Source organism: Nitratireductor aquibiodomus, assembly GCF_900105565.1.
Lineage (GTDB): Bacteria > Pseudomonadota > Alphaproteobacteria > Rhizobiales > Rhizobiaceae > Nitratireductor > Nitratireductor aquibiodomus.
Genome location: NZ_FNSL01000001.1, coordinates 4,008,121 through 4,021,787 on the forward strand (window position 1 = coordinate 4,008,121; position 13,667 = coordinate 4,021,787).

General features: G+C 60.6%; 12 protein-coding genes. 4 read left to right on the plus strand and 8 right to left on the minus strand.

Annotation, left to right across the window (positions count from 1 at the left end; translation table 11 throughout):
* Positions 1 to 17: 17 nt before the first annotated feature.
* The gene (gene lptG / locus BLW55_RS18910) at positions 18 to 1,103 is read right to left on the minus strand and encodes an LPS export ABC transporter permease LptG (RefSeq protein ID WP_090329807.1); all 1,086 of its coding nucleotides are present in this window, start codon (positions 1,101 to 1,103) and stop codon (positions 18 to 20) included.
* The gene (locus BLW55_RS18915) at positions 1,100 to 2,305 is read right to left on the minus strand and encodes an LptF/LptG family permease (protein ID WP_090329808.1); all 1,206 of its coding nucleotides are present in this window, start codon (positions 2,303 to 2,305) and stop codon (positions 1,100 to 1,102) included. Before BLW55_RS18915 ends, lptG begins: the two co-directional genes overlap by 4 nt.
* A 328-nt stretch (positions 2,306 to 2,633) precedes the next feature.
* Between BLW55_RS18915 and BLW55_RS18920 the strand changes: the two genes are divergently transcribed.
* Both BLW55_RS18920 and BLW55_RS18925 read left to right on the plus strand, forming a co-directional pair.
* Positions 2,634 to 4,124: a leucyl aminopeptidase gene (locus tag BLW55_RS18920; RefSeq protein ID WP_090329809.1), complete on the plus strand. Its 1,491-nt coding sequence runs from the start codon at positions 2,634 to 2,636 to the stop codon at positions 4,122 to 4,124.
* Between the two features lie 4 nt (positions 4,125 to 4,128).
* Positions 4,129 to 4,575, plus strand: a complete 447-nt coding sequence (locus BLW55_RS18925; RefSeq protein WP_007007679.1) for a DNA polymerase III subunit chi — start codon at positions 4,129 to 4,131, stop codon at positions 4,573 to 4,575.
* Positions 4,576 to 4,681: 106 nt separating this feature from the next.
* Here the strand turns inward: BLW55_RS18925 and BLW55_RS18930 are convergent, their stop codons facing one another.
* The 5 genes from BLW55_RS18930 to BLW55_RS18950 all read right to left on the minus strand — a co-directional run bounded on the left by BLW55_RS18930 (position 4,682) and on the right by BLW55_RS18950 (position 9,993).
* A complete protein-coding gene (locus BLW55_RS18930; RefSeq protein WP_090329810.1) occupies positions 4,682 to 5,380 on the minus strand; it encodes an HAD family hydrolase in 699 nt (232 codons plus the stop codon).
* Positions 5,380 to 7,254, minus strand: coding sequence for an ABC-F family ATP-binding cassette domain-containing protein (locus tag BLW55_RS18935; RefSeq protein ID WP_025030196.1), 1,875 nt, complete (start codon positions 7,252 to 7,254; stop codon positions 5,380 to 5,382). Before BLW55_RS18935 ends, BLW55_RS18930 begins: the two co-directional genes overlap by 1 nt.
* A 146-nt stretch (positions 7,255 to 7,400) precedes the next feature.
* Positions 7,401 to 8,141 (minus strand): hypothetical protein, encoded by a 741-nt coding sequence (locus BLW55_RS18940; protein ID WP_244509142.1) that lies wholly within the window; start codon positions 8,139 to 8,141, stop codon positions 7,401 to 7,403.
* Positions 8,142 to 8,600: 459 nt separating this feature from the next.
* Positions 8,601 to 9,272: a hypothetical protein gene (locus BLW55_RS18945; RefSeq protein WP_244509143.1), complete on the minus strand. Its 672-nt coding sequence runs from the start codon at positions 9,270 to 9,272 to the stop codon at positions 8,601 to 8,603.
* A gap of 208 nt (positions 9,273 to 9,480) precedes the next feature.
* A complete protein-coding gene (locus BLW55_RS18950) occupies positions 9,481 to 9,993 on the minus strand; it encodes a DinB family protein (RefSeq protein ID WP_007007675.1) in 513 nt (170 codons plus the stop codon).
* Between the two features lie 116 nt (positions 9,994 to 10,109).
* Between BLW55_RS18950 and BLW55_RS18955 the strand changes: the two genes are divergently transcribed.
* Both BLW55_RS18955 and ndk read left to right on the plus strand, forming a co-directional pair.
* Positions 10,110 to 10,802 (plus strand): glutathione S-transferase family protein, encoded by a 693-nt coding sequence (locus BLW55_RS18955; protein ID WP_025030192.1) that lies wholly within the window; start codon positions 10,110 to 10,112, stop codon positions 10,800 to 10,802.
* Positions 10,803 to 10,900: 98 nt separating this feature from the next.
* The gene (gene ndk, locus BLW55_RS18960; protein ID WP_025030191.1) at positions 10,901 to 11,323 is read left to right on the plus strand and encodes a nucleoside-diphosphate kinase; all 423 of its coding nucleotides are present in this window, start codon (positions 10,901 to 10,903) and stop codon (positions 11,321 to 11,323) included.
* 57 nt (positions 11,324 to 11,380) lie between these two features.
* Here ndk and BLW55_RS18965 read toward each other — a convergent pair whose 3' ends face one another.
* Positions 11,381 to 13,630: a putative bifunctional diguanylate cyclase/phosphodiesterase gene (locus BLW55_RS18965; protein ID WP_090329813.1), complete on the minus strand. Its 2,250-nt coding sequence runs from the start codon at positions 13,628 to 13,630 to the stop codon at positions 11,381 to 11,383.
* Between the last annotated feature and the right edge of the window lie 37 nt (positions 13,631 to 13,667).

Below are 13,667 nucleotides of genomic sequence, written 5' to 3' on the forward strand. Positions count from 1 at the left end.
GTTTGCCGCAACCCCCACTAACCGTCCTCCTTGTACAATAGGAAAGTCACCCCGTAGAACATCGCCACGACCACAGGCGTCCAAGCAGCCACAACCGGAGGAACAACTCCGGCGCTGCCGAACGCCTTGACCAGGACCGAAACCACATAAAGCAGAAACCCGGCGAGGATTCCACCCAGAATCACCGTTGCTGACTGTCCCATTCTGGTAAATCTCATCGATACCGTAGCGGCAATCAGGGTCATGGCGACCAAGAGCAGGGGCAACACCACAAGTGAATGAAAATGCGTGGCAAACGCGTTCGCTTTAAGCCCGAAGGAGCGGGCAACTTCAATCTTCCCGGGCAGTGCGTAAATCGATGTCGCTTCCGGCCGGGCGAGTTGCTCGCCGACGAACTCCGGCTGCAGGTTGGTCTCGATCTGGATGCTCTCGATTTTTTCTGCCGCAGCGGTACCGCGTCGACGTGCCACGGTCTGCAGGTCCCAGTATCCGTCGCGCAGGAAGGCCCGCTCGGCGTCGAGACGCTCGAATATCCGGCCCTCGGCATCGATTCGGAAGAAAGTCGGGCGCACCAGCACCTGGCCGCCGTTCAGAACGGCACTCGATCCAATAATGGTTTCCTCGTCGCCCGAGCGCTGTTTGATCCACTGCTCAGCTTCGGAATTGGTGCTGCTCTTGGCCCCGCGCACTTCGGCTTCGACGCTCTGTGCCTGTGCGAAACCATTGGCCGCCAGCGGGTTGAGCGCTGCCACGGCAAGGACGCCGAACAGGAAGGACCCGAACGCGATCGGCGTCAGGAATTGCCAGGCCGAAACGCCGGCGGCCCGGGCCACCACCAGTTCGTATTTGCGGTTCAGGCTGATCAGCGTCGCCATTGCCGCGATGAGCCCGATAAAGGGAATCGCCTGGAGCAGGATGATCGGGGTCTGCAGCGCGGCGAGTGAAAAAGCCCATTGTGCCGTATAGCCGGGCAATCCGGCCGAACGGCTCGACACTTCTGCGAACGTCACGATGAAGATCAACAGGCCGATACCAAAGAAATTCCAGGCCGCAATGGATGCGTAGCGGCGGAAGAAATAGCCGCCAAGGGTCAGGCCGATCATCCACGCCTCCTGGCCGGTGTCCGCCTGTTTGCGAGCCGGACGCGCCAGTGCGTCATGCCGTCGGTCAGTCGTTGCATGCGCGCGTTCAGCTTCTCGACCCAGTGCGTTGGCAGTTCCATCACGCGATTGGTGGCGATGAACACTGCGCATAGTCCAATCATCAAAAGGGGAGCGGCATAAAGCACGAAGGAGAACAGTGGAGAGCTTTCCGCTTCCGTGCCCGAGTAAAAGCCGATCCATCGCACGATCAGCGCAATCGCCATCGTGGTGACGATCGGGTGCAGCCGCGCTTCACGAAACGACCGCGCATCGCCCGCGACCGCCAGCGCCACCATGGCGAAAACGAGCGGGTAGAGCCATTCGGAAAGGCGCATATGCAGTTCTGCGCGGATGATCTGCGGCGACTTCTTGTAGAAACTGTCGTTCACATCCGGGTTCATCAGGAACGCGAGGGATCGGTCCTTGGGATGCAGGGTGGGTTCTCCACCACCCCCGCTTGAGAACTGCGAAAGATCGAACGCGTAAGAATCGAAACGGATAGTCGACACGTCACCATTGGCCGACTGCCTCTGCACCATGCCGTCCTGCATCACGAGAATGGAACCGCCTTCGCGCTCCACGGCAGCGCCGGTTCGTGCGTGATAGACGAGTTTGGTGTTCTCATCGCGAGAATCGGCCACGAAAATGCCGCCGAGCAGCCCGTTCGGCAGGCGCTCCGAAACCTGCACGAAAAGCCCGTCATCCACCTTCTGGAAAGACCCCTCCTGCAGCACAGTGGTGATGAGGTCTGCACGCGCGTTGGCGAGCACCGAACGGAACGCCTGGCGCGAGGCTGGCTCAAGCGTGTTGTTGATCAGGAAGGAGGCAACGCTGGCACCGATGGCGATGATGAGGATCGGGCGAATGATGGTGGCGCGCGGCGCGCCCGACGCGTTGATGACCACCAGCTCGGAATCGGAATTCATCGTCGCCAGCGTCTGGGCGATGGCGATCCCGAGTGCAAAGGGAATCACGATGGGGATCACGGACGGCAGAACCAGGGCGGCAACGAAAAAGAACGTGCCGGCGGACTGGCCACTGTCGGTCACGAGGTCGATCCGGTTCAGGACCTGCGTCGTCCACACCAATGCGAGCACCCACAGCAACGCCGCCGCGAAAAGCGCGAAGGTGCGACGCATGATGTAAAGTTCGATCACCCGCATGGATATCGACAATCCGTTTCGTTGGAACAGCCCTTTAATGGCGCGCGCGAACCTAACGGTCCTGACGCGCGCGCACAATGCGCAACTGCCGGCTTTGAAGGGCGGCCCACCATTTCTTGTCCCTTGCGAGACTGTGGGTGGGATTGGTTAGAAAATGCGAAACAAACGCGGTTAACAGCTTGCTTATGGAACAATAATCGAGCCGTGCAGGGTGCACGCACCGGTGAAAAATCCGAAAGCCCCCGCGTGCGGGCCTTGCCAATTCGCATAAAACCTCCAAGATCGCCGGCGCCTTCTATCGACCAATCACGGAAATCTGGGAAATATCATGACCGACAGACCGAGCGTCTCCTTCGCCAAATTCGCAATGCCCGGCAAGGGCACCGTCATCGTTCTGGCGTCCGAAGGCGGCGGTCTGGGAAAAAACGCGAAGGCCTGCGATCCGGAGGGCGTGCTCGCCAGGGCCTTCGAGGTGTCGGGATTTTCGGGCAAACTTGCAAAGAGCGTTGAAGTTCTGGCGCCCTCCGGTTCGCAGCTCGACCGGCTGACGGCCATTGGCGTCGGCAAGCCCGATGAGCTTGCGGAAGAGGCGCTTTTGAAAATCGGCGGTGCGGCGCTGGCCGCCGGCAAGTCCGCTTCCGAGGTCACCGTCGTGGCGGATGTTGACGGCGCCGAAATCGACGCCGGGGCAGCAGCCGGCATCGCGCTCGGCATGCTTCTGCGCGCCTACAGCTTCGACAAATACAAGACCACGAACCGCGACAATGGCAACGACAAGCCGGCCAAGAAGCTGAAGATTTCCATCCAGTGTGCCGATCCGTCGGCGGCGAAAAAGGCTTTTGCACGCGCCGAGGCTGTCGCAAATGGCGTCGTGCTTGCGCGTGACCTCGTTAACGAACCGGCCAATGTTCTGGGCCCGGTCGAGTTCGCCGCGAAGGCGAAGGAGCTGGAGAAGCTTGGCGCAAAGGTTGAGATCCTGACCGAGAAGGAGATGAAGAAGCTCGGCATGGGCGCGCTTCTGGGTGTTGCGCAGGGCTCGGTGCGCCCCCCGCGTCTGGCGATCATTGAGTGGAACGGCGGCAAGGCCAGGGAAAAACCGGTCGCCTTCGTTGGCAAGGGCGTTGTCTTCGACACGGGCGGCATTTCCATCAAGCCGGCTGGCGGGATGGAAGACATGAAGGGCGACATGGGCGGTGCTGCCGCCGTCGTCGGCGTCATGCACGCGCTCGCCGCTCGCAAGGCCAGGGTCAATGCCGTCGGCTTGATCGGCCTTGTCGAAAACATGCCTGATGGCAATGCCCAGCGCCCCGGCGACATCGTCACGTCCATGTCCGGCCAGACCATTGAGGTCATCAACACCGATGCGGAGGGGCGCCTCGTCCTGGCTGATGTGCTCTGGTACTGCAACGACCGCTACAAGCCGCAGTTCATGGTCGATCTCGCCACACTCACCGGCGCGGTCATGGTGGCGCTTGGTCATCATCGGGCAGGTCTGTTTTCCAACGACGACACGCTTGCCGAGCGGCTTTTCTCTGCCGGCGAGGCAACGGGCGAGAAGGTCTGGCGCCTGCCGCTTGGCGAGGAATATGACAAGCAGATCGATTCGAAGAATGCGGACATGAAAAACTCCGCTGGTCGCATGGCCGGGTCCATCACCGCGGCCCAGTTTCTGAAGCGCTTTGTCAAGGACGGTGCCTGGGCGCATCTGGATGTCGCCGGCACGGCCATGGGCGCGCCGCTCGATGAGATCAACCGGTCCTGGGGTTCGGGCTTCGGCGTGCGCCTTCTCGATCGCCTGGTGGCCGACAGCTACGAATAGGCCGATGGATGTTCTCTTCTACCACCTGACCGAATCGACCCTGGAGGAGGCATTGCCGCCTCTGGTGGAGAAAAGCCTCGAGCGGGGGTGGAGGGTGGTGGTCCAGACAGGCACTCGCGAGCGTTGCGACGCGCTCGATAACTGGCTGTGGACATGGCGCGAGGAAGCTTTCCTCGCCCATGGCACGGACCGTGACGCGCATCCCGGGCATCAGCCGGTGCTTTTGACCGATGCCGCATCCAATCCGAATGGCGCGCAGATTCGCTTTTTCGTTGACGGAGCCGATCCGACCGGTGTGGACGGATATGAACGTGCCGTCGTGATGTTCGACGGCCACGATGCGGCCCAGCTCGATGCAGCGCGCGGACACTGGAAATCGCTCAAATCAGCCGGTCACGCGGTCACCTATTGGCAGCAGGGGCCGGACAGACGCTGGCAGAAGAAGGCGTAGGCGGCCGATTCGCTGTCGGCCCGTGGCGCGCGCTGCCTTGCAAAAGCCCTCACTCTGAGCTTGTCGGAGGGCGAGGGCGCCCGGCACCACCAATCCACCGAAATCGCTAACCGATTTCCGCCAGAACTGCTTCGATTTCACCCAGATGTACGATCTTTCGGAAGCGGGGTGCGGCGTCCGGTTCGTCCGCGTGCTCGTGCGACCAGGTCAGGTCGTGCGGCACGAACACCCCCCAGGCGCCTGCTTCGATTGCCGGGATCACATCGGATTTGAGCGAGTTGCCGATCATCATCGCATGGTCCGGCCCGTCGCCATGCGCCGCGAAAATCCGCTGATAGGTCCCGCAGGACTTGTCGCTGACGATCTCGACGGCGTCGAAGTAATCGCCAAGACCCGAAGCCGCCAGCTTGCGTTCCTGATCGAAAAGGTCGCCCTTGGTGATCAGCACCAGCCGATGGCGCCCGGAAAGCGCTTCCAGCGCTTCCTTTGCATGGGGCAGAGTCTCGACGGGATGGTCGAGCATTTCGCGGCCAGCGTCGAGAATGTCACGGATCGTCGCGGCGGGCACACGCCCGTCCGTCACCTCGACAGCGGTCTCGATCATGGAGAGGGTAAATCCCTTGATGCCAAAGCCGTATTTGCCGAGATTGCGCTTCTCGGCCTGCAGAAGCCGCTCGGTCAGGTGCCCGGCGTCGGCGAAATCGGCGAGAAGCTCGGCAAAACGGGCCTCGGTCAGGCGGTAGAAGCGCTCATTGTGCCAGAGCGTGTCGTCCGCGTCGAAGCCGATGGTGAGCGGCGGTGCCATCAGGCCATTCCTTCCTCATACTCGCTGGAAAGCGTCAGCCACCGATCTTCGTGCCTTGCCAGCATGGTGGCAAGATCGGAGCGCTCCTTGGCCAGCTCCGAAACCTTTTTCGGCTCCTTGTCGTAAAGGCTCGTATCGGCAAGCCGCGCCTCGATGGCATCGATCCGCTTGCGTGTCCGATCGATCAACCCCTCGGTTGCCTTGATTTCCTTGGCAAGCGGCTCGAGGGCTGCGCGTTTGCGGGCTGCCTCCTTGCGCTTGTCCGCCTTGGAGGCCTTGTCCGTTTCCCGCTTCTCCCGGTTGCGGCTGGCGCCGCCCGTCATACGGGCGCGGTAATCGTCCATATCACCTTCATAGGACGAGACGGTCCCGTCACCGACGATCCACAGCCGGTCCGCGGTCGCCTCGATCAGGTGGCGGTCGTGGCTGATGAGGATCACCGCCCCGTCGAACATGTTCAGCGCCTCGACAAGCGCCTCGCGGCTGTCAATGTCGAGGTGGTTCGTCGGCTCGTCAAGGATGAGCAGATGCGGGGCCTCGAATGTGGCAAGCCCCATCAGAAGGCGTGCCTTCTCGCCGCCTGACAGGTCGCGGGCAGGCGTCGACATCTTTTCGGTGGTCAGTCCGAACTGCGCCACCCGTGCCCGCACTTTCGCTTCTGGCGCGTCGGGCATCAGCCGTCTCAGGTGCTGATAGGCGTCCTCGTCCGGGCGCAGGTCGTCAAGCTGATGCTGGGCGAAGATCGAGACTTTCAGTCCGGGTGCAACGGTCTTCGAGCCCTTTTCCAGCGTCAGCCGGTCGGCAATCAGTTTTGCGAATGTCGACTTGCCGTTGCCGTTCGCGCCAAGAAGCGCGATCCGGTCGTCATTGTCGATGCGCAGCGAAAGCCCGCGCAGAACGGGCTTGCCGGGCGTATAGCCGACGGCGCCGCCATCGAGCGCGATGATCGGGGAGGCGACCGCCTTTTCCGGGTTTGGAAAGCGGAACGGCAGCACCGTCTCGTTCACCACCGCGGCCATGGGCGACATGCGTTCCAGCGCCTTCAGGCGTGACTGCGCCTGGCGGGCTTTGGACGCCTTGTAGCGAAAGCGGTCGACAAAGGACTGCATGTGCTTGCGCTGCGCGTCCTGTTTCACGCGCATCTTTTCCTGAAGCTCCGCCTTCTCGGCATATTGCCGGGCGAACTGGTCGTACCCGCCGCGCCAGAAGGTCAGTTTCTTGCGCTCCAGATGCACGATGGACGAAACGGCCCGGTTGAGAAGATCGCGATCGTGGCTGATGAGAAGAACCGTGTGCGGATAGCGCGACAGATAGTTCTCGAGCCAGAGCGTGCCTTCGAGATCCAGATAGTTCGTCGGTTCGTCGAGCAGCAAGAGGTCGGGCTGGGTAAAGAGCACCGCTGCCAGCGCCACGCGCATGCGCCAGCCACCGGAAAACGAAGAAGCGGGGCGCTTCTGCGCGTCCGCGTCGAAACCAAGGCCGGACAGGATGGATGCTGCCCGGGCCTCTGCCGAATGGGCGTCGATATCGGTTAATCGCGTCTGGATTTCCGCAATTCTGTGAGCGTCTGTTGCCGTCTTGGCTTCATTCAGCAGCGCTTCGCGTTCGGTGTCCGCCCGCAGCACGATGTCGATGAGCGGTTCGTCCGTGCCCGGTGCTTCCTGTGCGACCTGGCCTATTCGGGTTCCTTTCGGCACGCTGACGGTACCGGTCTCTGAGACGAGGTCCCCGGTGATGGCGCGAAAAAGCGTGGTCTTGCCGGTGCCGTTGCGGCCCACAAGGCCAGCCTTGGTTCCAGCGGGGAGGGTAAGCGATGCCTGATCGATCAGAAGTCGTCCGGCGATGCGCAGCGATAGGTTTGAAATCGTCAACATGACGGCGTTTTGACGGCTCGCCGCCAGCCTGGCAAGCCGCGACCGTCAAAGCTGATGCCGGGCCGTGTCGGAAAATGCCTGGTGTTGCCGAAAGCAGACAGGTGTGGCCCAGTCAAAATGGGCCACACCGCTGTTGTTCGCGCTCCTCACCGGGCTGCTGCCTGGCGCAGGAACTTGCACAACTGCACGAGATCGTAGTCCCACGCGTTCGGATTGCGCAGAATGTTCACACAGCGTTTGCGGTAGACGGCGATCTGCTGATCGCTGAGGCCGCTGAGGGAGCGGCGTCCAAAGTTCTTGCTGCCGCGATTGCCGCCTGTAGAGATGCCGCCGCCATTGCCCGGGTTGTGTCCTCCAGGATTGCCTGCATCCGAACCCTTGTCGTTGGAGTTGTTGCGCCTGCCGAGACCGAACCGGAAAAGCGCGCCAAGGCCTCCGGTTCCGACATTCGCACCAACGCCCGCGTTCACGCCCCCGCTTCCAATGTTTGCGCCGACATTGGCATTCAGACCGCTGCCGCCATTGATGGATGCGGAGGTGCTTGAGCCGAGGAGGCCGCCAGCGCCGCCGACCGTTGTGTTGCTCGTGGCGCTGACAGCACCTCCGATATTTGCATCTGCGTTGACGTCAGCCAGGCTGCCGCCTCCGCCGACTGAAGCGCCGACACTGGTCGAGGTCGATCCGAGGTCTGCACCTACGTTGGCCGATACGCCGTCGCTGGTTCCAACCGATGCGGAGACCCCACCGACACTGGCGCTGACCCCGCCGTTGTCATTCCCGCCAACGCTGACGCCGCCAATGTCGATTGCCGCAGCCGGCAGCGCCATCGCGAGTGCAATCGCCCCGCTCGCCATGATGATGAGCATATTTTTACGTATAATATTCATTTTCATCCTCCTTGCGGATCGAAATATTTAAAGCGAGGAGGATGTTAGTTTTTGTTGTGTGTGTGTAATAGTTGTATTGTCTGTATGATTTATTGAATGAATATACAAAGTGTATTGATTTTTTTATATTAATTATTTCTGTTTACATGATCGAACATTTGGATCCGGCGCAGGCCCTCGACGGGCACACGAAAAAAGCGCTGTCCTGGCAATGCTGATACGGTCGACAGGGCGGACCCTGTTTCAGCCGGGGGTAACGTCTGTTCGATTGGGGAGGGCGGACTTGCTATGGGCGTGGCTGGGTCTCAAATCGTCAATATGGCGCGTGACGGACTACCGCCGCCCTGCGGGCCCGGTCTTCAGGGTCGACTCGACGCGACCACGGATGCTGGCTGGGTGTTGCCGAACACGGTCAGGTGTGGCCCAGGCAAGATGGACCACACCGATTATACGCGCATTTTACCGGGCAGCTGCCTGGCGCAAAAGCTTGCACAGTTGCACGAGGTCATAATCCCAGCTGCTCGGGCTGCGCAGAATGTTCACGCAGCGTTTGCGGTAGATGGCGAGCTGCTGCTCGCTGAGGCCGCTAATGGCGCGGCGTCCAAGATTTCCGCTATTGCCATTGCCGGGGACGTTCATGCCGGGGGTGCCGGTGCCTGGCGTTCCGGGTCCAGGCGTCCCAGGTCCAGGCGTCCCAGGTCCAGGGCGGTTGCGAGCGCCCAGGCCAAGATTAATGCCAGCCCCGATGCCTCCGCTTCCCACGTTTGCTTCCACGCCGGCATTCAGCCCGTTGCTGCCGCCAATGGATGCTGTTGTGCTTGAGCCAAAGAGGCTGCCACCGCCTCCGCCAACAGTGGTGCTGCTTCTCGCGCTTGCAGCGCCTCCCACATTCGCGTTTGCATCGACGCCGGCAATGCTGCCGCCTCCGACGGAAGCGCCGACATTGGCTGATGTCGATCCCAGATCGGCATTGACGTCGGCCGACACACCATTGTTCGTGCCGACTGAAGCGGAGACGCCGCCCACGCCAACGCTGACGCCACCATTGTCATTGCCACCGACGCTCACACCGCCAAGGTCAATTGCTGCAGCGGGCAGCGCCAGACTAAGTGCAAGGGCTGCGGACGTCATTCCAGTAAGCATTCTCCTGTGTACAAGGTTCATCATTGTCCTCCTGATTCTTCTGGAGTGGTTTCGACAATGATTATTGTAGGGCGCATCGAAAATATTAAATTCCAACATTTGTAATAGAGTTTATGTAAGAAAACAAAAGAGGTATAATTATAATAAAACAAAAATATTTTAAAAATGTAATATTTGGAAATATGTATGATATATATCAACCAAAGCGGGAACCTGTTTTTGTTCTCTGAAAATAGATCAGGTCGATCGAGGGTGCTTCCGCTCCCAGGATAGAGAGCGCGGCGTGGGCGTGCCCCCGATGGTGCGTTTGATGATTGAAGAAGTGGCTCAGTGCCGGTGCAAGGCGTTGGGAAACGGTTCTGACATCGGTAACGGTCACATAGGTGAAGCGGCCGGAAAAAGCTTCTTCTTCAAGGCTTTCGACCCAGTTTATGATCCGCTGGTCTTCACCTTCCCGGGCAATGCGCAGGGCCGGCAGCGCTGAATGCAGGATCGTGTCGAGACGGCCGGGGGCTGCCCCTTCGCCTGTGAAACGTTTCATCCAGATAAGATCGGCCACGAGGATGTGGTTCAGCGTCCCCATAAGCGATTTGAAGTAGACACCCACGTCGCGGTTGAGCGCCTCCGCGTCGAGGGTCTGTGCGGCTTCGTAGATTCTGGCATTGGCCCAGAAATTGTAGGAAGCGAACATTTCAAAATGCTGTTTCATCGTTTTTTGTCCGGAATCTGGAGCAGGAAATCCTGCATTTGGCGCATTGTCACGCGAGCCGAATGTGCAATCGTACGCACCCTGTCAGGTCTCATCCGTAACCGAAAGGACCAAGCGTGACGATTGCATTGTACGATCTCGTGGGCGCGGACGAAACGCGTCCGTTCAGTCCGCATTGCTGGAAAGCTGCCTTTGCGCTGGCCCACAAGGGGCTCGATTTCAGGTCGGTTCCCGTGCGCTTCACCCAGATCGCGGGCATCGAGGCCGGAGAGTTCAGGACCGTTCCGGTCATCCGGGATGGAGAGCGGGCGTTTGTCGATTCCTTCCAGATCGCACTCTATCTGGAGGAAACCTATCCAGAGCGGCCCTCGCTCTTCGCCGGCGAAGGCGGCAGGTCTCTTTCGCGTTTCATCGAAAAATGGGCGCAGACCACGCTTGTCGGTTATATCGGCCCCTCCCTGCTTCTCGAAATTCATGCAGCACTTGAGCCTGCCGATCAGGCCTATTTCCGAGAAAGCCGTGAAAAACGTTTCGGGCGCACTCTGGAGGAAACGGCGAAGGGCCGCGAGGAACGCCTTGAGGGATTTCGGGCGAGCCTGGCGCCGCTACGCCTGATGCTCTCCGATCAGCAGTTCATTGGCGGGCAGGGACCCCTCTTCGCCGACTATATCGTGGCCGGCATTTTTCAGTGGGCCCGCGTCATCTCGCCATTCCCGCTTCTGGCCCCGGATGATCCGGTTGCCGCGTGGTTCGAGCGCTGTTTGGACCTTCACGATGGTCTCGGCCGGGCTGTGCCCGCCGCCGCCTGAAGGGAAGGGCCTTCCCATGTGCGTTCCGGACCGCTATAGAGCGCGCCATCTCCACGAATGAGCTCACGCTCTCAATCCAGACAATCGAAGGACAGACCATGGCGATCGAACGCACATTTTCCATGATCAAGCCGGATGCCACGAAGCGCAATCTGACCGGTGCCATCACCAAGAAGCTCGAGGATGCCGGCCTGCGTGTCGTGGCATCGAAGCGCGTGTGGATGAGCCGCCGTCAGGCCGAGGGTTTCTATGCCGTGCACAAGGAGCGTCCGTTCTTCGATGAGCTGTGCGAGTTCATGTCCTCCGGCCCGACCATCGTTCAGGTTCTCGAGGGCGAGAACGCCATCCTGAAGAACCGTGAAGTCATGGGCGCCACCAACCCGGCCGAAGCCGCCGAAGGCACGATCCGCAAGGAGTTTGCCACCTCGATCGGCGAGAACTCCGTTCACGGTTCCGATGCGCCCGAGACGGCAGCCGAGGAGATCCGCTACTGGTTCTCCGACACGGAAATCGTCGGCTGAGGGCAAACGTTTATCGAACGCTGCTTTTTTGAAACCGGGGCTTCGGCCCCGGTTTTTTCATGCACCCTGCCGCGAGTTCGGAAACTTGAGTATCGAGGCGGGATTGCGCTCAAGGACAAATTTGGAAAAGTCTGCGCCCGTCATGGCGCGGCCATAGAGCCAGCCCTGAAAATACGCGCAGCCTGACGATTTCAGAAGCGCTTCCTGCTGCGGTGTCTGCACATGCTCCGCCACCGCCGAGAGGCCGAGTGTCGAGGCCATGTCGAGCATGGTCTGAACAAGCGCCCGGTTGCTTTCGCTGCCTTCGATGTCGGTGATGAAGCTGCCGTCGATCTTGAGTTCGTCAAATGGCAGTTTCTTCAGATAGGCGATGGACGAGTAGCCTGTCCCGAAATCGTCAAGCGAAAGCCTCACGCCGAGCGCCTTCAACTCGTTCATCCGCCGTGTGATCTGCATCTGGTCGCTGGTCAGCACCCGTTCCGTCATCTCCAGCGTAAGGCGCTGCGGGTCGAGGCCATGCGCGTTGAGTCGGTCGTGCAGGAAATCGAGAAAATCGGGGTCGCGCAGCGACTTTAGGCTGATGTTGACCGCCATTCGCAGGTCCGCAAGGCGCGGGTTCTGGTTCCATAGGGAGAGCGTGCGCACGCTGGTCTCGATCACCCCGCGTCCGAGCAGTTCCGCAAGCCCGTGCTGTTCGGCCAGCCCCACGAAGTCGCTTGGCGAAAGCGCGCCATGCTCAGCGTGGTTCCAGCGCAGCAGCGCCTCGGCGCCAACCACATGGCCGGCTGCGTTCACCTGCGGCTGGTAGTGCAGTTCCAGATTGTTGTCGACCAGCGCGCTGCGCATGTCGTTCAGCAGGCGAAAGCGCCGGCGTTCCTTCTGCAGCACCTTCGGGTCGAACAGGGCGACATTGTTTCGCCCGAGGCTCTTGGCCTGATACATCGCCATGTCGGCATTTTTCATCAGGACTTCGGGCCCCTTTTCGCGGCCGTCGAAAACGAGCACGCCGACACTTGCTGAAGTGTGATGGATCATCTGCCCGAGCACGAATTCCTGCCGCAGCGCCGCAAGCACCCGGTTGGCCGCCACGATCGCATTGCGGGTCGCGCTTGCAGCGGTCGTGTCGCTCAGGGACAGGACAATGACGAACTCGTCCCCGCCGATCCGCCCGACGGTATCCTGAGGCCCGATGGCAGCCTGCAGGCGGTTGGCAACCTGTTTGAGAAAGGTATCGCCGACATCGTGCCCCATTGTGTCGTTGAGGGTTTTGAAGTTGTCGAGGTCGATGAAGAGGATCGCCCCTCGATGACCGGCCCTGCGGCACGTCGTCATCTGCCGGCCCACCTGGTCGAAGAGCCGTCGCCGGTTGGGAAGTCGGGTCAGCGGATCGTAGAATGCCAGGCGCTCGATCTCCATTTCATTCTTCTTGCGCAGGGAGACGTCGGCAAGATAGCCGTGCCAGACTATGCCTTCCTTGGTGGTCTCGGGCATGGCCGCGACGCGCAGCCATTTCTCCGCTCCGTCCGCCGCATGGATGCGGAATTCGCATTCCCAGGGTGTGAGCCGGGTGCCTGATTCCCTCAACGTTTCCAGATAGTGCGCACGGTCATCGTTGTGGACCATGTGAAGAACGGTGTTCGGGTTTTCCGGCACGGTTCGGTCGTCGTATCCGAGCAGGTGGCGGAAGCCTTTTGACACATAGAGAACGGAAAACTCCCCGTCGGTCCGCCGCAGCAACTGGAAAAGCCCGCCTGGCAGCTGCGATGTCAGCTTCTCGAACATGTCCTGCAGTTTCAGGCGCTTCATCGTCTCCGTGATTTCGCGCACGGAGCCTTCATAGTAGAGCGCCTTGCCGGTGCGCCGGTCGCGCACGAGGCGTGCTGATTCGCTGATCCAGATGCGCTCCCGCGTCTTGTGGCGATAGACTTCCGAAATGAAGTTTTCGACTTTGCCCTTGGTCTCAAGCTCGGCCCTGAACGCCTCACGTCGGGTGGGGTCTACATACCATTCCTTGGCGATGTCCTTGACGCCGGCAAGGAGTTCGGCCTCGCTTCCGTAGCCGTTCAGGCGCACAAGCGCCGGGTTCGCGCTCAGCTGGCGTCCGTCGGGCGTTGACCGGTAGATGCCTTCGGAGAGGTGCTCGATCAGCTCCTGGTGATTCTTCTGCTCGTCGCGCGCGCCCCGATAGCGCCGGCTTACGCGAAACAACTGAAAACCAAGCCCCAGGCATCCCAGAATGCCTGCTGCTGCGATCAACCAGGCGGGATGTGCTCCCGCAACCAGCATTGTCTGGAAAGGTTCCGACATTGCTCTCCCACCGGCGTTACCTTGAGGAAGCTATAAC